The sequence below is a fragment of the Aeromonas sp. 600948 genome (assembly GCF_049174875.1).
GTDB lineage: Bacteria > Pseudomonadota > Gammaproteobacteria > Enterobacterales > Aeromonadaceae > Aeromonas > Aeromonas veronii_A.
The window spans coordinates 34153-59590 of sequence record NZ_JAAKTY010000018.1; the positions used below are offsets into that span (position 1 = coordinate 34153).

The 25438-nt window shown below is 60.0% G+C and carries 23 protein-coding genes; 7 read left to right on the forward strand and 16 right to left on the reverse strand.

Features of this window, described 5'->3' with window-relative positions; genetic code table 11:
* Window positions 1–18: 18 nt before the first annotated feature.
* A complete protein-coding gene (locus G5182_RS14945) occupies window positions 19–750 on the reverse strand; it encodes a substrate-binding periplasmic protein (protein ID WP_227342193.1) in 732 nt (243 codons plus the stop codon).
* A gap of 549 nt (window positions 751–1299) precedes the next feature.
* Window positions 1300–2538: a uracil-xanthine permease family protein gene (locus G5182_RS14950; RefSeq protein ID WP_005347636.1), complete on the reverse strand. Its 1239-nt coding sequence runs from the start codon at window positions 2536–2538 to the stop codon at window positions 1300–1302.
* A gap of 305 nt (window positions 2539–2843) precedes the next feature.
* On the opposite strand from G5182_RS14950, the gene G5182_RS14955 reads away from it, so the two are divergent.
* Window positions 2844–4097, forward strand: coding sequence for a Hint domain-containing protein (locus tag G5182_RS14955; protein ID WP_227342191.1), 1254 nt, complete (start codon window positions 2844–2846; stop codon window positions 4095–4097).
* Window positions 4094–4435: an RT0821/Lpp0805 family surface protein gene (locus G5182_RS14960; protein ID WP_227342189.1), complete on the forward strand. Its 342-nt coding sequence runs from the start codon at window positions 4094–4096 to the stop codon at window positions 4433–4435. The genes G5182_RS14955 and G5182_RS14960 overlap by 4 nt, the downstream gene beginning before the upstream one ends.
* Before the next feature lie 87 nt (window positions 4436–4522).
* Here the strand turns inward: G5182_RS14960 and G5182_RS14965 are convergent, their stop codons facing one another.
* The gene (locus G5182_RS14965) at window positions 4523–6238 is read right to left on the reverse strand and encodes an NAD-dependent malic enzyme (RefSeq protein ID WP_058055721.1); all 1716 of its coding nucleotides are present in this window, start codon (window positions 6236–6238) and stop codon (window positions 4523–4525) included.
* Between the two features lie 274 nt (window positions 6239–6512).
* On the opposite strand from G5182_RS14965, the gene G5182_RS14970 reads away from it, so the two are divergent.
* The gene (locus tag G5182_RS14970) at window positions 6513–7277 is read left to right on the forward strand and encodes a substrate-binding periplasmic protein (RefSeq protein ID WP_421254483.1); all 765 of its coding nucleotides are present in this window, start codon (window positions 6513–6515) and stop codon (window positions 7275–7277) included.
* An 87-nt stretch (window positions 7278–7364) separates the two neighbouring features.
* Here G5182_RS14970 and G5182_RS14975 read toward each other — a convergent pair whose 3' ends face one another.
* The 11 genes from G5182_RS14975 to G5182_RS15025 form a co-directional block, all read right to left on the reverse strand.
* Entirely contained in the window at window positions 7365–7775 is a 411-nt protein-coding gene (locus G5182_RS14975; protein WP_421254484.1) for a DNA breaking-rejoining protein, read from the reverse strand.
* A 160-nt stretch (window positions 7776–7935) separates the two neighbouring features.
* Complete coding sequence (locus tag G5182_RS14980; protein ID WP_421254485.1) at window positions 7936–8907, reverse strand: formate dehydrogenase subunit gamma; 972 nt, start codon at window positions 8905–8907, stop codon at window positions 7936–7938.
* The gene (gene fdh3B, locus G5182_RS14985; RefSeq protein ID WP_005334799.1) at window positions 8904–9530 is read right to left on the reverse strand and encodes a formate dehydrogenase FDH3 subunit beta; all 627 of its coding nucleotides are present in this window, start codon (window positions 9528–9530) and stop codon (window positions 8904–8906) included. Before fdh3B ends, G5182_RS14980 begins: the two co-directional genes overlap by 4 nt.
* A 4-nt stretch (window positions 9531–9534) precedes the next feature.
* Complete coding sequence (locus G5182_RS14990; RefSeq protein WP_421254486.1) at window positions 9535–12411, reverse strand: formate dehydrogenase subunit alpha; 2877 nt, start codon at window positions 12409–12411, stop codon at window positions 9535–9537.
* A 23-nt stretch (window positions 12412–12434) separates the two neighbouring features.
* The gene (locus G5182_RS14995; RefSeq protein ID WP_005303194.1) at window positions 12435–12638 is read right to left on the reverse strand and encodes a transcriptional initiation protein Tat; all 204 of its coding nucleotides are present in this window, start codon (window positions 12636–12638) and stop codon (window positions 12435–12437) included.
* Window positions 12639–12739: 101 nt separating this feature from the next.
* Window positions 12740–13357, reverse strand: coding sequence for a TorD/DmsD family molecular chaperone (locus G5182_RS15000; RefSeq protein WP_421254487.1), 618 nt, complete (start codon window positions 13355–13357; stop codon window positions 12740–12742).
* A gap of 9 nt (window positions 13358–13366) precedes the next feature.
* Entirely contained in the window at window positions 13367–15133 is a 1767-nt protein-coding gene (locus tag G5182_RS15005; protein ID WP_421254488.1) for a 4Fe-4S binding protein, read from the reverse strand.
* Window positions 15134–15236: 103 nt separating this feature from the next.
* On the reverse strand, window positions 15237–15830 hold the full coding sequence (locus G5182_RS15010) for a DUF3306 domain-containing protein (RefSeq protein WP_421254489.1): 594 nt from the start codon (window positions 15828–15830) through the stop codon (window positions 15237–15239).
* A complete protein-coding gene (locus G5182_RS15015) occupies window positions 15823–16377 on the reverse strand; it encodes a DUF3305 domain-containing protein (RefSeq protein WP_236356184.1) in 555 nt (184 codons plus the stop codon). The genes G5182_RS15010 and G5182_RS15015 overlap by 8 nt, the downstream gene beginning before the upstream one ends.
* A 390-nt stretch (window positions 16378–16767) precedes the next feature.
* Window positions 16768–17328 (reverse strand): hypothetical protein, encoded by a 561-nt coding sequence (locus G5182_RS15020; RefSeq protein WP_421254490.1) that lies wholly within the window; start codon window positions 17326–17328, stop codon window positions 16768–16770.
* Between the two features lie 54 nt (window positions 17329–17382).
* On the reverse strand, window positions 17383–17943 hold the full coding sequence (locus tag G5182_RS15025) for a DUF4145 domain-containing protein (RefSeq protein ID WP_139463448.1): 561 nt from the start codon (window positions 17941–17943) through the stop codon (window positions 17383–17385).
* A 261-nt stretch (window positions 17944–18204) separates the two neighbouring features.
* On the opposite strand from G5182_RS15025, the gene G5182_RS15030 reads away from it, so the two are divergent.
* Together G5182_RS15030 and G5182_RS15035 are read left to right on the forward strand one after the other, a co-directional pair.
* The gene (locus G5182_RS15030) at window positions 18205–19062 is read left to right on the forward strand and encodes a formate dehydrogenase accessory sulfurtransferase FdhD (RefSeq protein WP_323968682.1); all 858 of its coding nucleotides are present in this window, start codon (window positions 18205–18207) and stop codon (window positions 19060–19062) included.
* A gap of 15 nt (window positions 19063–19077) precedes the next feature.
* Window positions 19078–19944 (forward strand): helix-turn-helix transcriptional regulator, encoded by an 867-nt coding sequence (locus tag G5182_RS15035; RefSeq protein ID WP_013723539.1) that lies wholly within the window; start codon window positions 19078–19080, stop codon window positions 19942–19944.
* Between the two features lie 80 nt (window positions 19945–20024).
* Here the strand turns inward: G5182_RS15035 and G5182_RS15040 are convergent, their stop codons facing one another.
* Complete coding sequence (locus tag G5182_RS15040) at window positions 20025–22103, reverse strand: sensor histidine kinase (RefSeq protein WP_421254491.1); 2079 nt, start codon at window positions 22101–22103, stop codon at window positions 20025–20027.
* 25 nt (window positions 22104–22128) lie between these two features.
* Window positions 22129–23484 (reverse strand): sigma-54-dependent transcriptional regulator, encoded by a 1356-nt coding sequence (locus G5182_RS15045; protein WP_421254492.1) that lies wholly within the window; start codon window positions 23482–23484, stop codon window positions 22129–22131.
* 255 nt (window positions 23485–23739) lie between these two features.
* Here G5182_RS15045 and G5182_RS15050 point away from each other — a divergent pair, with 255 nt between their 5' ends.
* Both G5182_RS15050 and G5182_RS15055 read left to right on the forward strand, forming a co-directional pair.
* Window positions 23740–24582, forward strand: coding sequence for a substrate-binding domain-containing protein (locus tag G5182_RS15050; RefSeq protein WP_421254493.1), 843 nt, complete (start codon window positions 23740–23742; stop codon window positions 24580–24582).
* Window positions 24583–24711: 129 nt separating this feature from the next.
* Complete coding sequence (locus tag G5182_RS15055) at window positions 24712–25413, forward strand: ABC transporter permease (RefSeq protein WP_019446238.1); 702 nt, start codon at window positions 24712–24714, stop codon at window positions 25411–25413.
* Window positions 25414–25438 lie beyond the last annotated feature (25 nt).

A 25438-nucleotide genomic window follows, 5' to 3' on the forward strand; every position in this document is an offset into this window, starting at 1 on the left:
CAGCAGGAACAGTACAACTTACTGGTACTTGGCGTTGATTTTCTCGATGGTGCCGTCGGCTTTCATGGCTGCCAGAACCTCGTTGAGCTTGTTGATGAGTTCATCGGGCGTATCCTTGTTAAACGCCAAACTCATCTGGGTTTCCTTGAACACGAAGACCGGCTTGGGTGAGGCCACCTTCTCCTTGCTGGCCAGATAGGGCGCCAGATACTGGCCGGTTGCCCAGAGATCGATACGACCGGCCTCCAGTTTTTTCACGTTGGCGGTGTCATTGGCTGCCAGCTGCAACTTGGCAAATCCCTGTGCCTTGAGATACTCGGCTGCCGCATCACCGTTGTAGCCCCCCACCGAATACTGCTTGGCCTCTTCCAGTGAAGAGACTGTGATATTGGCCGTCGAGCTGGAGAAGAACACCCAGTTGTTATTGACCAGCGGCCCCACCCATTTGAACAGCGCCTCACGCTCCGGGGTACGAGTCGTGGAGTAGAGTGCGGTGTTGGGAGTGCTGAGGGTATCTTCATACGCCCGCTTCCAGGGCATCAGGGTCAGCTTGTATTCGACGCCGGCACGCTTGAGCAGCTCTTCGACCACCTCGGTCGATAGCCCGACAATCTTGCCCCCCTCCCCCTGCATGTTGAACGGAGGGTAATCCTCGGTCATCACGTTCAGTGGCGCAGCCTGAACAGCGCTTATCGCCATCATGGAAGAGACTGAAAAAATTGCACTTTTCCACAGCAGTTGATAGTTCATTGCAACCTCGCTTTGCTTGCCATTCATCCCTGAACATCCGCCGTTACCGATGGCGGTGCACATCTGACCCGCTGGGGTCATGCCGGCTTTCACGGCTCGCCGCCCACCCATGTGCAGCAGCAAACAGATCCGGATTTTGCCAGTGCGCAACGAAACACAACCGGCGGGGGAGGCTCACGACAAATCGAGGTGGAAACATGCCAGGGCAGCATGAGGGGAGTGTGGAGGGGGCGGATAAACCTCTGCCATACAACAGCGCTGTGGCGAAGCAGAAGCGCATCGTTTAATGACCAGGGTCTGGGAGAGAAATGATAGAAAACGCCAACATCCATTTTCCCATACTGCTCGAGGAGACCTCAGAGCCAAACCTGTCCTTTAGCTAAGGTCACGAAAAGAGATACGTCAAATGAGAGTGCTAACCCCCTCATCTGCTTCCAAATTAGATTCCAGATGAGCTCCGCCGAGCCGAAAAGTGGCGCTAGATAACCGAAACAGAGAAGGCCACCGCGAGGTGGCCTTCTACAAGTCAACGTGAACGTCTGGTGAAACTCAATCCTTGGCCGCGTCCATCACACCCTCTTCGGAGTGCGCAGGCAGGATCAGGTTGAGCAGGATGGCGGCAACGGAGGCCAGGCCAACACCGGCCAGCGCGAAGTCGCCAATCTTCATCTCCAGCGCACCGACACCGACAGTAAGAGTCACGGCGACGATGGCGATATTGCGTGACAGCCCCAGATCCACCTTGGATTCCACCAGCGTCTTGAGACCGATGGCAGCGATGGATCCGAACAGCAGCAGCATGATACCGCCCATCACCGGCATCGGGATGGAGGTGAGCAGCGCATTGAACTTGCCGAAGAAGGCCAGAATGATGGCAAACACCGCAGCCCAGGTCATGGTGACCGGATTGAAGTTACGAGTGATCATCACGGCACCGGTCACTTCGGCGTAGGTGGTCACGGGTGGGCCACCGATGAAACCGGCGAAGCAGACGCCGATGCCATCACCGGCCAGCGTACGGTGCAAACCCGGATCCTTGGTGTAATCCTTGCCAGTCACGCCACCAATCGCCAACACGCCACCGATATGCTCGATACAGGGGGCGATGGCTACCGGCAACATGAACAACGCAGCAGCCCAGTTGATCTCCGGGGTTTCGAAGTGGGGCAGCGCCAGCCAGGGGGCGTTCACCATGCCATCGAAACTCACCTGGCCCATGAACACCGCCGAGACATAACCGGCAATCACACCGCACAGGATGGGGATCAGCTTGATCCACCCCTTGCAGAACACAGCGGCAATCAGGGTGACCGCCAGCGAGATACCGGCCAGCGTCAGCGCAGTCCCCGCAGGAACCACCTGCTCACCACCGGCGCGGCCCATCGCCATGTTGCAGGCAACCTGAGCCACAGAAAGACCGATCACCATGATCACCGGGCCAATCACCACCGGGGGCAGCAATTTGTGCACAAAACCCATCCCTTTTGCCCGGATCAGCGCAGCCAGAATGAAATACATGAAACCGGCGGCAAACAGGCCAAACATGGTGGATGGCAATCCCCAAGTCTGGGTGGCGTAGATGATGGGAGCGATGAAGGCAAAGCTGGAACCGAGGAAAATCGGGACCTGGCGGCGGGTGCAGAGTTGGAACAACAGGGTGCCCACACCGGCGCCAAGCAGGGCCATGGAGGGGTTCAGTCCGGTGAGCAGGGGCACCAGAACCATGGCACCGAAGGCGACAAACAGGATTTGCAGCCCGGCGACACTTTGCTTGACTAAGGAAAACATGGATGTCCTTAATTTTTTGATAACTGATGGGGATATTTATCACTTTTCAGTCATCACAAGACTTTTTCAAGGCACAAAATGAACACAAATACGTCACCTGTTACCTTTTACTGCTTGGGAAGGGCATGAAACTGGCTTTTTAGGCGGGATTCGTTGCTACAAGCATCGAGTATGCGATTTTACGCATTATTGTGACGAACGCCAATCGTTTTTCCATCATGTTTATTGTGTTCATGGTCAAAGATGCCACCGCTAGGGGGCGCTCTATAATGGATCCTGTGAATCAAGATGGACAAGGAGTCCCCATGTCACAGCCCCCATTCAAGGCCAGCCAGCGCAGATTGCTTATTGGCTCGGCCATCGCACTCGCCCTGTTTGCAAACCCGTTCAGTTATGATTTCGCCCACAATGAGTGGCAAATGAATCAGGCCTATGCCAAGTCCTGCTTTATCGCCGGCACTCGCATCACGATGGCCGATGGCTCCACCCGCCCCATAGAGACGCTCCGGGTCGGTGAACGAGTGCTGGATCAACACGGCGGCAGTAACCGGATCCTGGCGGTCGAACGGGTCATACTGGGCAAACGCAGACTCTACGGGATCAATGATCTGCCCCCGTTCTTTACCGCAGAACACCCTCTGCTGACCACGCGGGGCTGGGCAGCCATCTCACCGGCCATGACACGAACCGAAAACCCGCAACTGGCAGTGCTGCCGCTATTTACCGGCATGCAGATAATGTGTCGCCCGGCACCTGTCATGGTGACGGGCAATCTGGCCCTGCAATCCCAGCCGGAATTACTGCTGGTTGAGTCACTCTGCTGGATCGAGGCGCCTCCCACTACCGCACTCTTCAATCTGCTGCTCGATGGCAGCCACAGCTACATCGCCAATGAGCTGATCGTTCACAACAAAGATGGCGATGGTGGCAGTGGGGGCAGCAGTGGTGGGGGCAGCAGCAGTGGTGGTGGCAACAGCGGCGGAGGCAGCAACAGCGGCGGAGGCAGCAACAGCGGCGGAGGCAGCAACAGCGGCGGAGGCAGCAACAGCGGCGGAGGCAGCGACAGCGGCGGTGGCAGCGACAGCGAGGGGGGCAGCGATGACAGTGGCGGCCAGGGCGAGCATGCCGGCGGAGAGCAGCATGGTGGAGGTGAACGGCATGCTGGTGGAGAAAAACATGCAGGGGGAGAACGCCATGGGGGTGGCCGCGGATTTGGCAATGGCGTTGATGACAACGGTGTAGATACCGTCGATGCCAATGGCAACAAGCTCAGAGGTGACGGCACCATCGATGACAACGGCGTGGATGCCGTCGATGCCAACGGCAACAAGCTCAGAGGTGACGGCACGGTCGATGACAACGGCGTGGATGCTGTCGATGCCAACGGCAACAAACTCAGGGGCGATGGCACGGTCGATGACAACGGTGTGGATGCTGTCGATGCCAACGGCAACAAACTAAGAGGTGACGGCACGGTCGACGATCGTCAGCAAGTGCTTACCGATGAGCAGGAGCGGGCGCTGCTCAACAACGGCTTTCGCCAACAGGGGCAACCATGATGCGTTATCTGCTAACACTCCTCCTGCTCGGCCTCGCTGGCTGCGCCACGGTCGACACTCCGCCGCTTTACCATCAGATGGATAAGGCAGATATTCAACTGGCCAATCAGGCCCTTGCCAAGGCGCTGGAAACCCGCACCAAAGGGCAGAGCCTCACCTGGTTCAATCCGGCTAATCGTCACTCGGGTAGCGTCACGCCGCTGCGCACCTTCCGCCATACCAGCGGGGAGTGGTGTCGCGACTATCGCGAGCAACTCTATATCGGCAAGGCGAGCCAGCAGTGGCAGGATACCGCCTGTCGCAATCAGGAAGGGCGCTGGCGACCATTGCGAATTTAGTGAATGCCACGGGGTAAACGAAAGGGGGTAGCAGCGCTACCCCCTTGTCATCTTTACCGACCCGTTATCCGGACGGTGAATACGCGGTTATACCCGACGATAGGGCAGGTAAACCGGCTCCCACATGTGGTTGAGGATATGCTGCTGCAGATCCTGACCGATCAGTGGGTGGGAGGGATCCCGGCGCACGATATCCTTGAGCACGGCGGTCGCCACATGCACCGAGATGCTGCGCAGCTCGCGAATGCGGGGATACACGGCCCCTTTCGCCAGGTCCACCTCGCTCACGCACTCAGCCAGCGCAAAGGCGGCGGTAGTGAAGACATCGGGTGTGATCTCGCGGATCTGGCTGACGATGGCCGCCAGACCTACACCGGGGAAGATAAAGACGTTGTTGCCCTGCCCGACCCGGAACTCCTGCCCCTCGTAGCTCACATCCTTGAACGGACTGCCGGTTGCAACGATGGCTTTGCCCTTGCTCCAGCGGTAGATATCTTCCGGCAGCGCTTCACAGTTGGCGGTAGGGTTGGAGAGCGGGAACACCATGGGGCGCTCGCAATGCTGCAGCATCAGCTGGATGTGCTCTTCCTGGAAGGCCCCGCCCGAGCCACTGGTACCCAGCAACACGGTAATGGGCACATGACGCAGCACATCGGCCAGATTGGCCTTGCCGGGCACCTCGGTATCCCAACCCGCCAGCAGCAGCCCAGGTTTGGCGTAGCGACGCTTGTACTCGTCGAGCCCGTCCCGGTTGTCGCACACCAGCCCCTGGGTATCCAGAATGTAGATGCGATCGCGGGCCGCCTGCGGATCCATCCCCTCGCGGATCATCCCCGCGCAGATCTGATCCGCGACGCCAACCCCACCGGCGCCAGCGCCATAGACCAGATAGTTCTGCTGGCCCAGGGTCTCCCCCTTGACCTTGACCGCGCCGATGATACCGGCCAGCACCACGGCACCGGTGCCCTGAATATCATCGTTGAATGACGGCAGTGACTGCTGGTAGCGGGCCAGATTGTTGAAGGCATTGGATTTGCTGAAGTCTTCCCACTGGAGCACGGCATTGGGGAAGTGGCGCTTGACCCCCTGCACAAACTTGTCGATGAACTCTTCGTACTCCTTGCCGCGAATACGCTTGTGGGGGCGGCCCAGATACATGGGATCATCGAGCAGTTTCTGGTTGTCGGTGCCCACATCCAGCGCGATGGGCATGCAGCAGGCGGGGTGAATACCGGCTCCCAGGGTATAGAGCGCCAGCTTGCCGATGGGGATGCCCATGCCGCCAACACCCTGGTCGCCGATCCCCAGAATGCCCTGGCTGTCGGTGACGACTATGATGCGGATCGATTTGGCATCGAAGTGGCGGGCCTGACTGCCCATATCATCCACGTTGTCCGGAGTGATGTAGAGGCCGCGCGGCTTCTGGAAGCGGTGGCTGAACTCCTGACACGCCTTGCCCACGGTCGGGGTATAGATGTAGGGAGTCATCTCCTCCACATGGCGTGACAACAGGGCATAGAAGAGAGTCTCGTTGCGATCCTGCAGGGCACGCAGGTTCTGGTACTTCTCGATATCGCTGCAAGCGCTCTTGAACCCCTCATACACTCGCTCGAGCTGGGCTTCAAAGGTTTGTACCTGAGGCGGCAGCAAACCATCGAGATCAAAATCGGCCCGCTCCTGTTCGGTGAAGGCCGTGCCCTTGTTGAGGTATCGATTGTTAAGCAGATCAGTGCCGGTCAGTGCAACGGGGCGAAAATCCTGTCCCTGTGCATCTTTCCACAGCAGATATTGTCCGGTAGCCATAGTCATTCTCTTTGATTTACGTGAAATTGCCGTTCGGCAGGAGAGCAAGACTCATAATGAAATCAATCATATGACGTTTACTCGATCGGTTTTGTGAGCTTGGGCATACCCTGCGGCCAAAATAGGCGCCCGGCGACCCCGGCGAGACAAATATCCACGGCAAGGAATGAGACTCATGTTAGCATTGCGGGCAACCCAGCCCCTTTCACCGCATCACAGCCGGGAGTGATCTGATGCCCTCACCTCTGCCAGCCTGCTCCCCCTTCTTCCTGCCATGCGCCTGATCCCGCTGCTTGCACTGTGGTTGTTTCTGGCCTGCCAGTCGGCTCTCGCCGCACCGGGTCGGGTGCTCAACATCATCGTGGGTGAATGGCCCCCTTTCGTCTCCGAGCAGTCAAAACAGCACGGTCCCGTGGCCCACCTCATCAGCGATCTGTTCAAGGAAGCGGGCTATGAGGTGAAGTTCCACTTCGCCCCCTGGGGCCGGGTCTATTCGCTGGCGGCCAACAGCCAGCTCTACGACGCCACCGCCGTCTGGATGCACAAACCGGAGCGGGAGCTGGATTTTCAGTTCAGCGAAGCGGTGCTGCAGGAGCAGTTTGTCTTCTTCTCCCTCAAATCACGGCAGCTGCGGGCCGAGCGCCTTGAGCAGATCATCGGCATGCGGTTGGGGGGCGATATCGCCTACAGCTACGGGCCCGAGCTGGACAAGATGGTGGCTGATGGCGAGGTAACCCAACAGAAAGTCACCGACGTGAAACAGAATTTCGGCAAGCTGCTGCGCGGGCGGATTGACCTCTATCCGCAAGAGCTGCGAGTCGGCCTGGCCGAGTTGCAGAGCCAGCTCGACCCCGCCAGCGCGGCACTCATCACCCACAGCCAGACCCCTTTTCTGCGCAACGACAGCTTCGTGATGTTCCCACGCAAGATGCCGGATTCAGCCAAACTGCGGGATCAGTTCAATCAGCAGTTGCAGCAGGCCATCGCCAGCGGACGTTATCAGCGCTACTTCGAACGGCTGGCCCGGGGGGGCTATTAACCTTGGCGAGGCAAAAACAGAGGGGATAAAACAACGGTGGCGGCCCTTTGTGGCCGCCACCTCTGTGATGCTTGTCAGCGGCCGGCATTAGCCGCTGATGCCCACCTCCAGCTTGAACGGCGTCTTGGCCTTGCTGCTCTCGGCCGCCCCCATCTGGTAGACCCGAATGGTATAAGTGCCCTTGGCGGGCAGGGTTGCCTCAAAGTTGTTCCCGTCACGCGAGCCAACAAAGATCGCCTCCCCCTTGCTGCCCGGCGGCAGAATATTGAAGTAGGGCTTGCCGGTCAGGATCACCACCATGCTCTGGCCCTTGTTGGCCGTCAGCTTGTAATCGAGGGTCTGGCTACCTTGAATGGTGCCGTTGATGGTTGCCCCTGACTCCCCCTTCTTGAACTGCACCTGCTGGGCCTTGATCCCGTCAGCCGCCTGCGCCACGCCCGCAATACCACCGAAGAGCGCAGATGCACATACCGCTGCCAGCCATGCTTTTCTCATCATTTGTCATCCCTTGTGTGAATGGAACCCCTGTTACTGTTGCTCAAGGTGGCCCAAAAAACCATCGCCGTTTGCGGCATCGCTCAATCAATTTGCCATCACCATCGACCCGCCATCAAAAGGGGCGCCGCTGCGCCCCTTCTCTTTTACTCTTTGTCGACCATCAGCTTGATTTGCCCGACTTGGGCTCATCGAGGGTGTGCTTCACCTCTTCATACCAGAGGTCGTGGTGCTCCTTGGCCCAGGTCTCGTCCACCTCGCCGGTCACCATCCCCTCCAGCGCCCCTTCCAGCTGGAACAGGCCCATGTAGATATGGAAGATGAAGCCGCAGATAAGGATCAAGGCGCCTACGATATGGATAAAGCTGGCCCACTCCATCTGGCGGCGCAGCTGGCCGAAGATGGGGAAGTCCAGAAATAGTCCGGTCGCCACCACGATGCCGCCAAACCAGATCAGCAGCCAGAAGATCGCCTTCTCGCCACCGTTGGAGAAGCCCGCCGAAGGGTGACTCCCCTTGTGGGGCCCCAGCATGCCGCCCGCCTTCATAAACCACTGCACGTCCACCATGTTGACGATGTTGTGGCGGAACCACTTGATGAGCACTCCCATCAGGCAGAGGAAGAAGAGCGGCCCCACGTAGTTGTGGAACACCTTGGCGAACCAGATCCAGTTCTCCCACACCCCGAGGCTCACCACCGGCTTGATGAAGTACTTGCCGTAGATGATGGCCAGCCCCGACCCGGAGAGGGTCAGGAACATGGCCGCCGTGGTCCAGTGCAGCGCCCGATCGAGCCGGCTCCAGCGCTTGAGCTTGCGCCCGGTGCGTGGCTTGGAGAGCTTGGTCTGCCCCACCACCAGGTACATCAGGCCACACATGGCCAAGGATCCAAAGATGGCGATGGCACCGAGCGGCGACACCCATTTGGTCTTCACCTCGAACCAGAGCTGGCCCGGCACCGAGATAAGCACTCCGTGCTCCGGCGAGCGGGAGGTGGTCACCCCCTCCTGCCCATCCTTCACCGCCCGCCAATAATCGGCGCCGGCAAAGCCGACCGCCTCTTTCTCGGCATCGGCGAAACTCGCGGTACTCACCAGCAGCAGGGCAGCAAACAGGGCCATTAGCCAGGTTTTCATGCCGCCCCTCCCTGCTTGTTCAGCTTGCTGGCATCGTGGAACAGCTCATCGCCATTACCCCAAGCAGCATCCTTGGCACCGCGATAGGCGACCCGCTCGCGGAAGATGTCGGAGATCACCTGCGCATCCCCTGCCAACAGCGCCTTGGTAGAGCAGAGCTCGGCACACATGGGCAGCTTGCCCTCGGCGATGCGGTTGGCACCGTACTTCTGGCGCTCCGCCTCGCTGTGATCCTCTTCCGGGCCGCCGGCGCAGAAGGTGCACTTGTCCATCTTGCCCCGATCGCCAAAGGCGGCGGTTTTCGGGAACTGGGGCGCCCCGAACGGGCAGGCAAACAGGCAGTAGCCGCAACCGATGCAGAGATCCTTGTTGTGCAGCACTATGCCGTCGTCGGTGTGATAGAAGCAGTCGGCCGGGCAGACCGCCATGCAGGGGGCGTCGGTGCAGTGCATGCAGGCGACCGAGATGGAGGTTTCACCTGGCAGGCCGTCGTTGAGGGTTACCACCCGGCGGCGCTGGATGCCCCACTCGAGGGCATCGTCGTTCTCGTTCTTGCACGCCGTCACACAGCCGTTGCACTCGATGCAGCGCTTGGTGTCACACATGAATTTCATTCTGGCCATGGGATCAGGCTCCTACTTTGCGAAAACGGCACAGGGTGACCTTGGTCTCCTGCATCTGGGTGACCGGGTCATAACCATAGGTGGTGACTATGTTGACCGACTCCCCCAGCACATAGGGGTCAGACCCTTCCGGATATTTGGATCGCAGATCCTTGCCCTCGAAGTGGCCGCCGAAGTGGAACGGCATAAAGGCGAGCCCCGGTTTGACCCGCGGGGTCACCAGTGCCTTCACCTTGACCCGGCCCCCTTCCGGCCCCTCGACCCACACATCCTGACCGTCGCGCACGCCGACGTCGTTGGCATCCGCCGGGTTCATCTCGACGAACATCTCCTGCTGCAATTCAGCTAGCCAGGGGTTGGAGCGGGTCTCGTCGCCGCCCCCCTCGTACTCCACCAGACGGCCGGAGGTAAGGATGATCGGGAACTCCTTGCTGACATCCTTCTCCTGCACCGATGCATATTGGGTCGGCAGGCGCCACAGGCTCTTGGCATCGGGCCAGGTGGCGTAGTCGGCCAGCAAGTCGCGGCGCGGGGTGTAGAGCGGCTCGCGGTGCTTGGGCACCTGATCCGGGAAGGTCCACACCACACAGCGCGCCTTGGCGTTGCCGTAGGGGACGAAGCCGTGTTTGATGGCGACCCGCTGGATGCCGCCGGAGAGGTCAGTCTTCCAGTTCTTGCCCTCGGCCTCTTTCTTCTCGGCCTCGGTCAGCTCATCCCACCAGCCAAGCTGTTTCATCAGATCGGCAGTGATCTCGGGATAACCGTCTTCCACCTCGCTCCCCTTCGGCCAGGAGTCTTCGGCGAGCAGCGAGACCCCCTGATACTCGATGCCGAAGCGGGCGCGGAAACCGCCACCCCCTTCCGAGACCGGAATGCTGGTGTCGTAGAGAATGTGGCTGCCGGGGTGTTTCATCTCCGGGGTACCCCAGCAGGGCCAAGGCAGACCGTACACTTCGCCACTGACCGGGCCGCCCTCGGCCTTGAGGTTGGTCTTGTGGAAGGTGTGCCAGTTCTGCTGGTGCGCCTTGAGCCGCTCCGGGCTCTGGCCGGTGTAGCCCACGCTCCACATGCCGCGGTTGTATTCGCGGGTGATGTCTTCCAGCAGTGGCTGGTTGTTCTCCACCTTGATGTGCTTGAACAGCTGGTCGGCAAAGCCGAGCTTCTTGCTCAGCAGATACATGATCTCGTGGTCGACCTTGGATTCGAACAGGGGTTCTATCACCTTGTCACGCCACTGCATGGAGCGGTTGGTGGCGGTGACGGAACCATAGGTTTCGAACTGGGTGGTAGCCGGCAGCAGGTAGACGCCGTCGGTGCGATCGTTCATCACCGAGGCGACGGTGGGATACGGGTCGACAATCACCATCATGTCGAGCTTTTGCATCGCCTTCTTCATTTCCGGGCCGCGGGTCTGGGAGTTGACCGCATGGCCCCAGTAGAACATGGCGCGGATATTGGAGCCCTGCTCGATGAGATCGGCGTTCTCCAGCACACCATCAACCCAGCGGGAGACCGGAATGCCGTTGTTGTTCATCGGCAGCTTGCCGTTGTAGGCCTTGTTGTCAAAGCGCGCCTTGATCCACTCGTAATCGACGTCCCACACCCGGGCCCAGTGCTTCCAGGAGCCCTCTTCCAGCCCGTAGTAACCGGGCAGGGAATCGGAGGTGACGCCAAAGTCAGTGGCGCCCTGCACGTTGTCGTGACCACGGAAGATGTTGGTGCCCGCTCCGCTCTTGCCCACGTTGCCGAGGGCCAGTTCGAGGATGCAGTAGGCACGGGTATTGTTGTTGCCGGTGGTGTGCTGGGTGCCACCCATGCACCAGACCACGCAGCCGGGGCGGTTGTCGGCCAGCAGCTTGGCGGCGCCATAGACCTGCTGCTCGTTGAGGCCAGTCACCCGCTCCACTTCGGCCGGAGTCCAGCGCGCCACCTCTTTTTGCACCTCATCCATGCCGTAGACGCGGGTGCGGATGAACTCTTTATCTTCCCAGCCGTTCTTGAAGATGTGCCAGAGCATGCCCCAGATAAAGGCGACGTCGGTGCCCGGACGCAATGAGAGATACATGTCCGCCTTGGCGGCGGTGCGGGTACGACGCGGGTCGACTACCAGGATCTTGCAGCCGTTGCGCTCTTTCGCCAGCAGGATGTGCTGCATGGCGACCGGGTGGGCCTCCGCCGGGTTGGAGCCGATAAACATGATCGACTTGCTGTTGTGCATGTCGTTCAGGCTGTTGGTCATGGCGCCGTAGCCCCAGGTATTGGCTACGCCAGCAACCGTGGTGGAGTGGCAGATGCGCGCCTGATGATCCACGTTGTTGGTACCCCACAGGGACGCCATCTTGCGAAACAGGTAGGCCTGCTCGTTGGAGTGCTTGGCAGAGCCGAGCCAGTAAACGCTGTCGGGGCCGGACTCCTTGCGAAGACGCAGCACTTCGTTGCCAACCTCTTCGATGGCCTGATCCCAGCTGATGCGCTGCCACTTGCCGCCCACCAGCTTCATCGGGTACTTGAGGCGACGCTCACCGTGGCCGTGCTCGCGCAGGGCCGCCCCCTTGGCGCAGTGACCGCCAAGGTTGAAGGGGTGATCGAAAGCCGGCTCCTGACCGGTCCAGACACCGTTCTGCACCTCGGCATAGACGCCGCAGCCCACCGAGCAGTGGGAGCAGATGGTGCGCTTCACCTCGACCGGCACCTCGGCTGCCACGGTTTTGGCCTCGGCCCGCTGCATCATGGCTGGCGCCAGCCAACCGGCGGCCACGGCGCCACCGGCCACCAGACCCGAGTTGACCATAAAGGCGCGGCGGGTCAACCCCTGACCGCGAATGGCCTTATTGCCCTGCTCGCCCACTTGGGGCTGCTCGGCACGTTTTGTCAGTTTCATGAGTTCTCCTTCACTGATCCGGCTCAGTCGGTGCCGCGCAGGGTGCGATAAAAGTCGTGAACATGGGGGGTCTCCCGATAGCCCTTGTCAGGCTCGGTGTCGTGGGTCAGCACCTCTTTGCCCACCACCCGACCGGTGGCACCGGCCAGTACGCCTATGGTGGCGACCACGCCAACTCCCTTGATCAGATTGCGGCGGGACGGGTCTTTCAGCTGTTCATCGCTCATTCTTGTGACCTCTGTTGTTGTTCTTGCCGGCGCCTGCGCGCCAGCTTCGCGTCCAATGGGATATCTCGTCTGCTCGTTTTGTTGCGGGTGGACAAAAGCGTTCAGCCCTTCACCACGCAGGCGCCAAACGGCAGGCGCAATTCGTTTTCCAGCTTGAAGAAATCTTCGGCAAGGGCCCCGACCGCCCGGTAGAAGCTGCCCCCTTTCGCCTGTTGCTGATCGCGGCAGCAGGCGAGTACCCAGGGGGCAAGGTGGCGCTCATAGAAGCGGTTGCGCTCTGGATGCTGCTCGCCAATCAGTACCGCCATCACCTCACAGAGGGCTGCGAAATGATCTTCCGGCTCGCACACTCCGCTCTGGCGCTCAAAACCGAGGGACTGGAGATCTGCACGCAGCACCGCCAGCGGCAGCTCCATCAGGGAGCCGGTGAGATACCAGGAGGCAAACGGCACAATCTCTCCGCGCCCCAGTCCGATAAAGAGATCCTGATACTCCTCGGCAAGCTCGTTTTCGTGGTGGCCGCTGGCCGCCAGCTGCACCAGCCCGAGCCCTCTGGCAAAGGGGCCCGGCATCGGCTGCAACCCTTGCAGCCAGGCGAGCTGTTCGCCACGGGGAGCGGCGCGCCAGAGGCTTGCCAGCAGGGCGTAGAGATCGGCGCTGCTCTGTTCCAGTTCGGTCATGCTCAGTTCGCCAGCCTTTTCGTTATGTTGTTCACTCATCACTGGCCCTCACACCTTGAGCTGGGAGACGGGATCCGCCGCCAGCACAGCAAACACATCCTTGACCCGACAGTCCTCACACATCAGCAGCCGCTGGGCGGCCTCGTTCTGGAAGTGGGAATGACCGGCCAGTTTTTGCTGGATGCGGCGGATCATCGAGGCGGGCGCAAACGGCTTGCCGCAACGAATGCAGCAGGCGGCCTCTTCGGCTTTCAGGCTCTGCACGGCGCGGCGCGCCTCGGGCACGGGTTGCAGGCGGGGCACCAGTACGATGGCCTGCTCGGGGCACGCCTTTTCGCACATGCCGCACAGGATGCAATCCTGCTCGATAAAGTTGAGACCCGGAGTGTGCCCCACCGCATGCAGGGCACGGCTCGGGCAGACCGCCACGCAACCCATGCAGAGGGTGCAGTCAGACTCTTTGAGTTCCACACTGCCGTAAGGAGCGCCATGAGGCACTGCCAGCGGCTCGCGGCGCCCTTCGTTGGCCAGCCAGAGGGCATCGAAGGCGGCAAACAGGTTTTCCCGTTTGTCTCCTTTCAGCGGCTTGTCCAGCAGGGCAACGGCTGGCTGGCCGGAAACAGGCTCACCAGCATCAGTGTCAAACAGAGCGATGCGATCGGCAGAGAGACCGGCGCCCGCCAGCAGCACGGCGGCGCTCGCCAGCTCCCGCTCAACCAATGCCCGCACGCTTGCGGGGGCATCGTCGCCCAGCGCGATGCGCACCGTGCTGGCGCCATAGGCCAGGGCAGTAAACCAGCTCTCGATGCCTAAACTGGCGCTCTCCTCCACCCAGATCGGCAGCCAGTTGGCGGGCAAGCGGGTGAGTTCGGCTTCCACCCATTCGCGCTCGTTTTCACCGGCGATCAGCAACTGAGGCGCGTCGCCGCCCGCCTCCCGATAATGCTTGAGCAATCGGAACAGGTAGTCGCCGCTGGTGTTGGCGTCGGGCTGGTGATAGGCAATCGCCCCGGTCGGGCAGGCAGAGGCGCAGCTGCCGAAGCCCTGACAGAGATGGGGATCGATCTGGATGCGACCATTGATGGGCTTGAGGGCATCGGTCGGACAGACATCGAGGCAGCGGCTGCAACCGGGCACGCCTCGGGCGGTAAAGGCGCAGGCCTCGGGGTCGAGGCGAAAATAGCGTGGCTTGTCGAAGATACCGGTCAGCGCACAGAGCTCGGCGAGTCGTTCGGCCAAGCCAGTATCATCGGCCAGATACAGATAGCCGACCGGCGGGCGCTCCAGCGCAAACAGCGGCGTACGGCCCAGATCGGCCACCAGATCGAAGCGCGGTTCGCGTGGCTGTTCACTAACAGCAGCCGCTTGTTGTGGAAAGCCTTGTTGTGGGAAGCAAAGCGCCGCCAGGTTAACCCGCTCACCCTGCCCATTGAGGCCGGTAAGCTGGAACTGCCCCAGATACCCTGTCAGGCTCGGCTCGCGCAGGGTCAGGGCTGCGAGGGATGCGGTAGCATCAAAGATGGCTTCGAGATCGGCCGCCTCGGCGTCATGGACCGCTTCGGTCACCAGTAGAGTCGGCTTCACCCCGGCGGGCAGCAAGCTGGCGGCGCGGCGAATGCGATCTTCCGGGCCGACCAGCAGCAGGCGCCCCTGACTCTGGTAAGAGACAGTGGCCGGGATCAGGTTGTCGGTCTTGACCGTATGCTGCAGGGCATAGGCGCGCGCGCGCGCGTTATGCGCGGCCGCCCCCGCCCCATGGGCAAGATTGGAGGCTAGATTTGGGGCCAGATTTGGCAATGTTTGTTCAGTGCTCACATACACTCCTGCGCGCGCCACCTCATGGGATGGGCGCTTGTTGGTAAGCCGAGAGAGCAAGAGGCGAGCCAACTCCCCCGGGAAAAAAGTGACTGACAGGGAGTCAGGATCCTGAGGGTTCCATTCCCCCACCTTTAGTTGGGACATTTTGTCCACCAGAGGAAACCAAAATGTCCCGATCGTCGGTGTGGGTTTGAGAATGGTTATCAGCCAGCTCGTCGGCGGCAGGTTCGCTGGCAACCGCCACCGGTTCAGCGGAGCCGCTGGCCGGATTGGCCGATTCGCTCTCCAGGGCGATCACCTGATCCACCAACCAGTTGCGCAGCCCGGCGGTCAGGGCCGCGGGCAGCAATTCCGGCTGGCTGAAATCCTGGGTGTAGTCGTCGAGCCCATCCGGTTTATGGCTGCGAAACATAGTCCGCAGCGCCTCCTTGTCGGGGAGTTTGGCCTTGCCCCGCTGGGCTGTTGTTAGCGGCGGTTCGCCACTCTCGGCCCTCTCAATGGCAAGGGATTCACAGCTCCCCTTGTCAGTGCTGACTACGGGGCTATCCAGCGCAGTATCTGGAGTTTCAGCTTCACCACTGTCTTCGATGGGGGCGGCAACCGCCTCGGGAATGGCCTCTTCCCGTGGCTGCAATACCTGATGCTTGCGCGCCTCACTCTTGCGAGACGACCAGCGTTTGAGGAACTCACTCATGGGCGCGATTTCCGCTGTCACTGCCACGCTCGCGGCCATCGGGGCCGGTGGCTTTAACGGCACCGCAGCTGGCTTGATCCTGGCTATCGACACCCAACTGATCCTGCGCCCGCCCCTTGCCCTTCTTGCCCTTGCGACGGGCCTCCAGCAGCTCGCCGTGGCGGCCGATAAAGGCCTCCACCCAGGCTTGCAGCGCCTCGGGCAGCGGGCAGGAGAGCACCTGCCGCTCGCCATCCATATAGGCAGCGGCCACAGTCTGGCTCAGGGTCAGACCATCAGCCACAAAGCCAGTGTCCACACGGCTTCCGGTGACAAACAGGCGGGGCGAGCCGGAGCTCAAATTAAAGCGATAATCCCCCCGCTCATCGCGAAACAAGGTAAGGGGCAAGGCACCGGCAGCCTCAGGTTCAGCGGGGTGGAGCGCTGCTATCTCAAAACGGCGGCTCTGCCAGCGGCCAACCTGGCTGTCGATGGCCTTTAACTCCAGTTGCAGCCAGCGCTGCGGGGGCAAGGTATTGGTTGTCTCTTGCACTGTCACGGCTCCCATCAGAAGGTCTCTGCCGGGCCGCCCTCCCCCGTGCGCCACCCCGTTCGGGGCAGATCAGAGCAGAACATTCAGGGCGGCCACGGCCATCAATGGGATAAGACTTAGCAAGAGTGGGGCCAAGGCAGGTTTGGTGGTTGATGGGGACTTTGATGCGGGTTGGCACTGAGCGTAGGTTGGTGCAGAGCACAGCGAAGCCCAACATGCCGCGTAAAACCAATTTTCCCACATCCCTATCCAGCTTGATGTTGGCAATAACCGAGTGGTCAGATAATTGCCTATATCAACAAGATCACGCGGTAAACGTTGGGCTTCATTTCGTTCAGCACCAACCTAGGATTTAGCCAGCATCCAATATTTCATACAAGGTAAATAATTACATTTAAATACATATTACAAATTTTTTTGTTCTGATAATGCTTGTGAAAAAAATTTAGACAATGAAGCAGGATCAAGTATCTCATCAATACATACTCCGACATGCTTAGCAAAATCCTCTATTACAGCAACCGGTTCCATTGAAGGAACTTTCGGCTTTGCCAATTCAATTCTTAATGACCAAAAAGAACTTGATTTATAAAATTCATCTATTGATTCAGAATCAAGCTCAATGAATAGATTATGCGCAAGCTTATTCCTTATTTTGTTAAGCTTTCTAACTCCGGGAATCAATTCATTTAAAACTATAACATCACATCTTTCTATCAAATCTACTTTTCTAGCAAATGATGCTCGTTCAACACTCTCATTTTCAAATTCATTTCTCTTACTCAAAATATATCGAGTCATGAAGTGTTCAACAAAAAGATGTGCACGAAGAACCCGCCCAATTAAATCAGTGTTTTGATTCCATGCCTCATTTATTTCATTCAGCTTTTTATCTAACCGTTCATTCAGTATATCTTTACCTCCTGCCAGTTCTATAACACGTAAAATCAGTTTGTCGTTATGCATAATTCCCCTTTTATAACCTCAATAAACATTGAGGTATCTAAATTAGTCTACAAATCACTTGGATGCTAAATTTTCTATAGCATGTGCACTTTTAATCGCCAAATCCAAATAGCGCTCTGCTTCACTTTGTGAAATTGCAAAATCAGGCAAATGGCTAGCTTTATTCCTTAATTGCCTAAGTTCATTTATCAACTCAATACTATCCTTACCAAATTTACCCGTACTAATGAGGTTGTCTTGAATTAATTTTGCACTTGTTCTTTTGAATGTGCTCCCCATGACCAAGTTACTTTTAACTGCTGCGGTTTCGATTAACGTCCATGCTTCAACAATTGCAGCTCGAGGTGAAATCTCTGCAATCTTGTATAATAAATCCCGCTGATTAATATCCTCAGGTGTATCACCTCTCAAATCAACATCGTTGATATCATTAATTTGGAAGGCCTTTTCCTCTGCCTTTTCCAAGTTTTTGGAAAAACTGATTTCTGTTTCTCCATGCTTTAAAACAGTTAGCCTTCCCAACAACATCCGAACTTCACTTCGAAATAAATAACCAAGCCAAATAATAGACACAGGCCATGCCAATGCTTTAATAATTTCTACTAAATATCCCATCCTATCCCTCTCATAAACTTAATACTCTGTACTTAATAGTAAATTGGCACCCCATTGCTATGGTTATAAAATAAATAGCTTTTGTCCAGATAAGTTTATTCAAGATGCTGCACATATTTAACAATTCACATTTCAATCATGATGTAATGAGCTTCATTTTGATCATTTGCCATCTATGGATGCTCATAAACCAAAAACAATCTGGAACAAAACTTGCTGTATACCTCCCCTTAGATCCCGGCAACCGGTCGCGAGGGGCCCATGACACCGACCTTTATCAAAAGCAATGCAGCAGCCCAGCTCACCATGGCCGTCGAGGTGATGGATGAACAGGGCACAATGAACACCCGCCAAATCGCCTGTGAGCGGCCACTGACTGTCTACCTCAACTGGAAGGAGATAGTGACCCTGATGACGCTGGGGGCCCGCCCCGAGGCGCTGGTGCTGGGTTACCTTAAAAATCAGGGCTTTATCGAGGATATCTCGGCCATCGAGTCGGTTATCGTCGACTGGGAGAGCGAGGCCGCCGCCGTGGTGAGCAGCCAGCAGGCTGAAGATCTCGACAAATCGCTGGAGAAGAAGACGGTCACTTCCGGCTGTGGTCAGGGCACCATGTATGGCAGCGTGATGAAGAAGCTCGAAGGGGTGGTCTTGGCGGCGCCCGAGCTTAAACAGAGCACCCTCTACGCCCTGCTCAAGGCGCTGTCGGCCCATAACGAAACCTACAAGATGGCGGGTGCGGTGCATGGCTGCGCCATCTGCCGCGGCGCGGAGATCCTCTCCTTTGTCGAGGATGTGGGGCGCCACAATGCGGTGGATACCCTGGCGGGCGAGCTATGGATGCGCGGCGAGAGTGGCCACGACAAGATCTTCTACACCACAGGGCGACTCACCTCGGAGATGGTGATCAAGGTGGCGCAGATGGGCATTCCAGTGCTGTTGTCGCGCTCCGGCGTCACCCAGATGGGGCTGGATCTGGCCCGCCAGCTCGGCATCACCATGATTGCCCGCGCCAAGGGGCGCCATTTCGAGGTATTCAGCGGCCACGACCATATGGTGCTGGACGAGAAGCCGCCGGTGCTGGCGCCCAGTCCGGCTGGTCGCGGGATGCGGGATTAAGTCATGAACGAATTTATGAATGTGAAGCAGGTGGCGGAATACCTCGATCTCAACGAGAAGAAGGTCTACCAGCTCGCCAACGAGGCGCGCATCCCCGCCACCAAGGCGACCGGCAAGTGGCTGTTTCCCCGCTCCCTGCTCGACCGCTGGCTGCTCGGCAGTTGCCACGAGGGGGTGATGAACGACCGGCTGCTGCTGGCAGGCTCGGACGACGTGCTGCTTCACTACGCCAGCAGCCGCTTGGCGCAGCAGCTCGGCACCCAGGCACTGGTGGGCTACACCCCGTGCGGCACCCGTCAGGGGCTGGCGATGCTGGCGCGCGGCCATGTGGATCTCTGCGCCATCCACTGGGGGCAGGCCGAGGAGGCGCACCTGCGCCACCCGGCGCTGGTGCAGCAGTATCAGGGCCACCGGCAATGGGTGATCGTTCATGGATTTCGCCGGGTGCAGGGGCTGGTGCTGCGCCAGGGGTTGCAACCCAAGGAGGCGAAAGAGGCGCTCGACTGGCGCTGGGCCATGCGTCAGGAAGGCGCCGGCAGCCAGCGCGCCCTGCAGGAGTGGCTGCAAACGCAAGGCGAGTCGCTGACCCGGCTGGAGCGCACCCTCGAGGTCAACAGCGAGCGGGAACTGGCCGCCGCCATCAGCCGCGGCGATGCGGATGTCGGGCCCGGCGCCCAGAGCACCGCCACCGAGTTTGGCCTCGGCTTTATGCCCTTGTCGCAGGAGTGCTTCGATCTGGTGATGCCGCAGGGGGTCTTCTTTCGCACCCTGCTGCAACAGCTGATCGGCTGGCTGCAATCCCCCGAGGGGCGCGAGCTGGCGGCCCGCCTCGGCGGCTATGACCTGACCCAGAGCGGCAAGCTGGTGTGGAGCCCGCAGTAAAGAACCACTCACCCACCGACAAAACAGCCCGCCAACCATGTTGACGGGCTGTTTTTATAACGGGCCTTTTTATAACAGCATCAATCGCTTGTCTCACGCCCCTCGGCATTGAGGGCGATGCGCCACCCTTCCAGTTTCGCGGGCTCGCTGCCGCTGGGCAGCAGGGCGTGGCTGCGCAGCCGCACGGTAAAGCAGCTCCCCTGCCCCGGGGTGGAGTCCACCAACAGCTCCCCACCCCAGCGACTGATAATGCGGTGACTCAGGGCCAGCCCCAGCCCGGTGCCGGTAGCGCGGGTGGTGAAGAAGGGGTCGAAGATCTTGTCGATAATCGCCGCTTCGATGCCGCTGCCGTTATCGATCACCCGCACCTCGGCCCCGCGCAACTGACTCAGTTCATCGACCCAGTCGCGGCTCTCGACCCGGATCTCCCCCTGCTCCCCCAGCGCGTGACTGGCATTGACCAGGAGGTTGATCAGCACCTGCAACAGCTGCTGGCGATCCGCCTCGATGGGCTGCAGGGCCCTGAGATCGGCCACCAGCTCCACCTGCTGCTGGCGCAGGGCGGAACGCACCAGAGTCAGGCTCTCCTCAATGATGGGGTTGAGGTGCTGCCACACCGGCGCCGTCTCGTAGTCGCCGGGGCGAGAGTATTGCAGCAGGCTGCGGGTGATGGTGCGGATGCGCTCGATCTGGGCCAGCACCAGCGCCAGCTCTTCGCGCACCGGCTCGGCCGCTTCCCCCAGATCCAGCTTCATCAGCTCCACATTGCCGAGGATCACCGCCAAGGGGTTGTTGATCTCGTGGGCAACCCCGGCGGAGAGCTCGCCGAGAGCCGCCAGCTTCTCGCTGATCAGCAGCTGCTGGCGCGCCTCGGTCAGCATATGAATATGATCTTCCAGCTCGGCAGTCTTGAGCTCGAGGCTTTGGGTGCGCTCGGCCACCTTCTGCTCCAGTTCGTCGGCGCTGCGAGCCATCTGCTGCTGGTGCGCTTCTTGCCTGTCCAGCATGGCGTCAAACTGGCGACCGAGTTGGGCCAGCTCGTGATCGGGGTCGAGGGCCAGCGGGCCGATGCGGGCCGACTCCCCGGCCTGCACCTGCCGCACCACCTTGTGCATCCGCTCGATGGGGGTGAAGAGATCCCGCGCGCCGCGATAGACCAGCAGGCCGGAGAGCAGCAACAGCAGCACCACGCCGGAGCCCAGCTCCACCAGATTGGTGAGGTAGGTGCGGATGATGGGCCACTCGAGAAAGCCGACATAGAGCATGCCGAGCCGTTCGCCCCTGGCCCCCAGCAGCGGCTCGTAGCCAGAGACATACCAGGCGTCGTGGACGAAAGCGCGGTCTATCCAGATATCCCCCTGCCCCAGCACCTGTTCGCGCACCGGTGGCGAGACCCGGGTGCCCACCGCCCGGCCAACCTGACGGCTGCTGCTGACCGGCACATTGGTGCTCACCCGCAGATCATCGAGAAACAGGGTGACCGTACCTATGCTCCCCTCTGGCAGGGTGTTTTTGGCAAACACCTGACCCTTGATCTCATCCACCAGCCGGGTGCTGCCGTTAATCAGCTCCCCCCCCTCCAGCACTGCCCAAAGGGATCCGTCGCGCCCCATCACAGGGGTCAGTGAGAGGCTGATCAATCCCCTGTTCTCCACCACCCTGGTGCCATCCCGCTGCCACAGCACAGCCCGCTTGGCCAGTTGCGGGGAGAGGGCGAGCATCTCCTGCTGCGACCAGACCACGAAGTGACTGACGCTGCGTCCGGCACTCAGGGTCGTCAGCTCCTGCGCCGTCAGAGCCTGAAGCTCGGCGCCGCTGCGCAGGCGCAGAAAATCGAGACCATAGTTGGCAGCCAGCGGCATCACCCACTCGTCCAGCCGGGTTGGTGACTCACGCAGCCGCAGCTGAAAAGCCCAGGCATCCCGAAGATGTTCGAGGTGCTCGGCCTGACGCTGCTGCTGCACGCTGACCGCATGATGGGCGACGCCAAGGTCGCTGCGCACCGTGGTGAGCAGGTTCTGCCAGCTGTAGGTGAGGGTCCAGTAAAGGGTGAGCCCTATCATGCCCGCCAGGGTGAGCATGATGGGTACCGAGGTGAGCAACAGCAGGCGCCAGCGCACTTTGGTTCGCACGCAGCGGGGGAGCAGAGTCAGTTTCATCGCCACCCCATCCGATCACCCTTTATCATTCGATGGCCCACTCCTTGAACTTGCGATCCAGCGTCTTGCGCGCCACCCCGAGCACCCGGGAGGCGGCCGACTTGTTGCCATCATGGCTCGCCACCACTTGCAGAATATGAGCCTTCTCCACTTCCGCCAATGGCCACTCCAGCGGGTAGCCCGCCTCGCTCCCGCCGGCTTCGGCAGGCTTGACGCTCTGCCAATATTCAGCGGGCGGCTTGCCCAGCAGCAGGCAGCGCTCAATGAGGTTGCGCAGCTCGCGCACGTTGCCGGGCCAGGGATAGGCCTGCATCGCCACCACATCCTCGTGGGTCCAGCTCAAGGAGCCCATCCCCATCTCGGCGGTGAGCTGGCGGGTAAAGTGGTGTACCAGCGCGGGGATGTCGTCGATGCGATCCCGCAAGGGGGCGACCGGCAGCGCCACCACGTTGAGGCGATAGAAGAGATCTTCGCGAAAGCGGCCCGCCTCCACCTCGGCCTTGAGGTTGCGATTGGTGGCGGCGACGATGCGCACATCCACCGACAATTCGCGCTCTGCCCCCACCGGGCGGATGGCCTTCTGCTCCAGCGCCCGCAGCAGGGAAGCCTGCATGGCAAGGGGCATCTCGCCGATCTCGTCCAAGAAGAGCGTCCCCTGATGAGCGACCCGGAACAGGCCGTCACGCCCCTTGCGGGCGCCGGTAAAGGCCCCCTGCACATGGCCAAACAGCTCGCTTTCCAGCAGTTCCGGGGCGATAGAGGCGCAGTTGAGGGGCACAAAGGCCCCCACCCGGCCGGAGAGCTGATGCAGGGCGCGGGCCACCAGCTCCTTGCCGGTGCCGGATTCCCCCTCCACCAATACGGCGGCATTGGAGGGGGCGACCCTGGCGATCAGGGTCTTGAGCTCGCGGGTCTTGGCACTGTCGCCGATCAGGGTGGGCGGGAACAGCTTGCTCACCTCCCGACGCAACAACAGGTTCTCCCGCTCCATCTGACGGCGCTCGATGACCCTGTCCACCGCCTGCACCATCTGCTCCAGGTTGAAGGGCTTGAGGATAAAGTCGCTGGCGCCGAGGCGCAGCGCCTTGAGGGCGGTCTCCATGTCGCCAAAACCGGTCATGAAGATGATGTCGCTGCGACGGGTGCCGGGCTCGATAGCCTCGTGCCACTCGATACCGGAGCGTCCCGGCATCCGGATATCGGCGATGATGAGATCGAAGTGAAGGCGGCAGCGCAAGGCTTCCGCCTCCTCCACACTGGCGGCTGTCTCTATCTGGGCGAAACGCTTGGCCAGCGCCTTGGCCAGAAAGCTGCGCATGCCGGGCTCATCGTCAACGATAAGCAGGGAGAGGGCAGACCAGAGACCGGGAGAGGCTGTCATGGAAAAAAGTACCTCGAATACAGGTAAGGTCGAAGAATGTCCCGATAACCGGAACCTTTGTGGGACATTTTGTCCTTCCCGCAGCAAAATCACCAACACCAATTATTAAAAGCGATAACAAGCTCACCTAATTGATTCTAATAAGCTTCTGTTTTTAAACGGCAAACCGTGAATGCAGCAGCAAAGGAACAGTTTGGCACCCTGCTTGCTTACTCTTGCCCTCTCCTCAGCCACCCTGAAAAAAGTTGCATCACGATGACGATAAAAACCAGCCTCAAACGTTTTGCCCTCTCCCTCGCCACCAGCCTGCTGATCGCCGGTGCGGCCCACGCCGAAGCGGATACTAATGCCACAAAAGCGCCGATCCGCCTCGCCACCACCACCAGCACCGAGCAGTCCGGTCTGCTGGGCTGGCTGCTGCCCCAGTTCACCAAGGAGACTGGTTATCCGGTGCAGGTAATGGCGGCCGGTACCGGCCAGAGCCTGAAGATGGGCGAGAATGGCGACGCGGATCTGGTGATGACCCACGCCCCCTCTGCCGAGAAGAAGTTCGTCGATGCGGGCTTTGGCATCGAGCCGGTACACCTGATGTACAACGACTTCGTTATCGTCGGCCCGGCGAAAGACCCGGCGGGTCTGGCTAAATTGCACGACGCGGCCAAGGGGCTGCAAGCCATCAAGGAACAGGGCCAGACCTTTATCTCCCGCGGTGACGAGTCCGGCACCCACATCAAGGAGAAGACCCTGTGGCAAGCCGCAGACGTTAAACCCGAGTTTGCCGGTTACAAATCCATCGGCCAGGGGATGGGCCCGACCCTGACCATGGCCTCGGAGCTCGGTGCCTACACCCTGACCGACCGCGGCACCTGGCTCGCCTACCAGAGCAAGCTGGATCTCGCCGTGCTGCTGGAGGGTGACAAGCGCCTGTTCAACCCCTATCAGGTGATCCTGGTCAACCCCAAGCGCTACCCGGACCTCAACACCGAAGGGGCGCGCACCCTGAAGAACTGGCTGGTCTCCGAGCATGGCCAGAAGTTGATCGGCGACTTCAAGGTAGCCGGTCAAGCGCTGTTTGTGGCGGATGCCAACGGGAAATAATGGCAACCCCGACCCCTGCGATGACCTTGATGGCCCTCCCCCGGTTCGCTGAGGGAGGCGCCTGATGCCGACCCTGCTCGACACGACCTTATTGACGGCCCTCGCCCTGCACTATGAGAGAGAGGTCTGATGCCGACATTGATCGACACGACATTAGCAGCCCTCGCCCTGCTGTTCAGTGGTGACACTGAACTGTGGCAGGTGGTGGGGGTCTCCTTCTCCGTCTCCTGCATCGCCCTGCTGCTGGTGCTGCTGCCCGCCTTGCTGCTGGGCTTTGCGCTGGCCTATCTGCCGCTGCCCGGCCGCTGGCTCTGGCTCTCCTGCATCAATACCCTGCAATCGGTGCCGACCGTGGTGATTGGCCTCTTGCTCTACATGCTGCTGTCGCGGGCCGGCCCTTTTGGCGACTGGAAGCTGCTCTTTACTCAGCAGGCGATGGTGGTGGGGCAGATGCTGATCGCCTTCCCGGTGATCGCCACCATGGCCCACGCGGCGTTTGTCCAGAGCGACCGGCGTGCCTGGGAGACAGCCCTGACCCTGGGGGTCTCCTGGCCCAAGGCGCTGATCGGCCTGATGCACGAGTGCCGCTTTGGCCTGCTGGCCGCCATCATCGGCGCCTTCAGCCGCATCGTCACCGAGGTGGGCTGCTCCATGATGGTGGGGGGCAATATCCTGCACTTTACCCGCAATATCCCCACCGCCATCGCACTGGAGACCCAGAAAGGGGCCTTCACCCAAGGAGTGGCGCTCGGCATAGTGCTGCTCACCCTCGCCCTCTTGCTCAACCTGCTGCTGACGGCGTGTCGCGGCCACAGCTATCTGAAGAACTGACCATGCCCCCACTGCGTATCAACAG

What these genes read in the sequence shown, in the direction of transcription:
- G5182_RS14945 (WP_227342193.1), bottom strand. Translation starts at nt 750, where the DNA reads ATGAACTATCAACTGCTGTGGAAAAGTGCAATTTTTTCAGTCTCTTCC.
- G5182_RS14950 (WP_005347636.1), bottom strand. Translation starts at nt 2,538, where the DNA reads ATGTTTTCCTTAGTCAAGCAAAGTGTCGCCGGGCTGCAAATCCTGTTT.
- G5182_RS14955 (WP_227342191.1), top strand. Translation starts at nt 2,844, where the DNA reads ATGTCACAGCCCCCATTCAAGGCCAGCCAGCGCAGATTGCTTATTGGC.
- G5182_RS14960 (WP_227342189.1), top strand. Translation starts at nt 4,094, where the DNA reads ATGATGCGTTATCTGCTAACACTCCTCCTGCTCGGCCTCGCTGGCTGC.
- G5182_RS14965 (WP_058055721.1), bottom strand. Translation starts at nt 6,238, where the DNA reads ATGGCTACCGGACAATATCTGCTGTGGAAAGATGCACAGGGACAGGAT.
- G5182_RS14970 (WP_421254483.1), top strand. Translation starts at nt 6,513, where the DNA reads ATGCGCCTGATCCCGCTGCTTGCACTGTGGTTGTTTCTGGCCTGCCAG.
- G5182_RS14975 (WP_421254484.1), bottom strand. Translation starts at nt 7,775, where the DNA reads ATGATGAGAAAAGCATGGCTGGCAGCGGTATGTGCATCTGCGCTCTTC.
- G5182_RS14980 (WP_421254485.1), bottom strand. Translation starts at nt 8,907, where the DNA reads ATGAAAACCTGGCTAATGGCCCTGTTTGCTGCCCTGCTGCTGGTGAGT.
- fdh3B (WP_005334799.1), bottom strand. Translation starts at nt 9,530, where the DNA reads ATGGCCAGAATGAAATTCATGTGTGACACCAAGCGCTGCATCGAGTGC.
- G5182_RS14990 (WP_421254486.1), bottom strand. Translation starts at nt 12,411, where the DNA reads ATGAAACTGACAAAACGTGCCGAGCAGCCCCAAGTGGGCGAGCAGGGC.
- G5182_RS14995 (WP_005303194.1), bottom strand. Translation starts at nt 12,638, where the DNA reads ATGAGCGATGAACAGCTGAAAGACCCGTCCCGCCGCAATCTGATCAAG.
- G5182_RS15000 (WP_421254487.1), bottom strand. Translation starts at nt 13,357, where the DNA reads ATGAGTGAACAACATAACGAAAAGGCTGGCGAACTGAGCATGACCGAA.
- G5182_RS15010 (WP_421254489.1), bottom strand. Translation starts at nt 15,830, where the DNA reads ATGAGTGAGTTCCTCAAACGCTGGTCGTCTCGCAAGAGTGAGGCGCGC.
- G5182_RS15015 (WP_236356184.1), bottom strand. Translation starts at nt 16,377, where the DNA reads ATGGGAGCCGTGACAGTGCAAGAGACAACCAATACCTTGCCCCCGCAG.
- G5182_RS15020 (WP_421254490.1), bottom strand. Translation starts at nt 17,328, where the DNA reads ATGCATAACGACAAACTGATTTTACGTGTTATAGAACTGGCAGGAGGT.
- G5182_RS15025 (WP_139463448.1), bottom strand. Translation starts at nt 17,943, where the DNA reads ATGGGATATTTAGTAGAAATTATTAAAGCATTGGCATGGCCTGTGTCT.
- G5182_RS15030 (WP_323968682.1), top strand. Translation starts at nt 18,205, where the DNA reads ATGACACCGACCTTTATCAAAAGCAATGCAGCAGCCCAGCTCACCATG.
- G5182_RS15035 (WP_013723539.1), top strand. Translation starts at nt 19,078, where the DNA reads ATGAATGTGAAGCAGGTGGCGGAATACCTCGATCTCAACGAGAAGAAG.
- G5182_RS15040 (WP_421254491.1), bottom strand. Translation starts at nt 22,103, where the DNA reads ATGAAACTGACTCTGCTCCCCCGCTGCGTGCGAACCAAAGTGCGCTGG.
- G5182_RS15045 (WP_421254492.1), bottom strand. Translation starts at nt 23,484, where the DNA reads ATGACAGCCTCTCCCGGTCTCTGGTCTGCCCTCTCCCTGCTTATCGTT.
- G5182_RS15050 (WP_421254493.1), top strand. Translation starts at nt 23,740, where the DNA reads ATGACGATAAAAACCAGCCTCAAACGTTTTGCCCTCTCCCTCGCCACC.
- G5182_RS15055 (WP_019446238.1), top strand. Translation starts at nt 24,712, where the DNA reads ATGCCGACATTGATCGACACGACATTAGCAGCCCTCGCCCTGCTGTTC.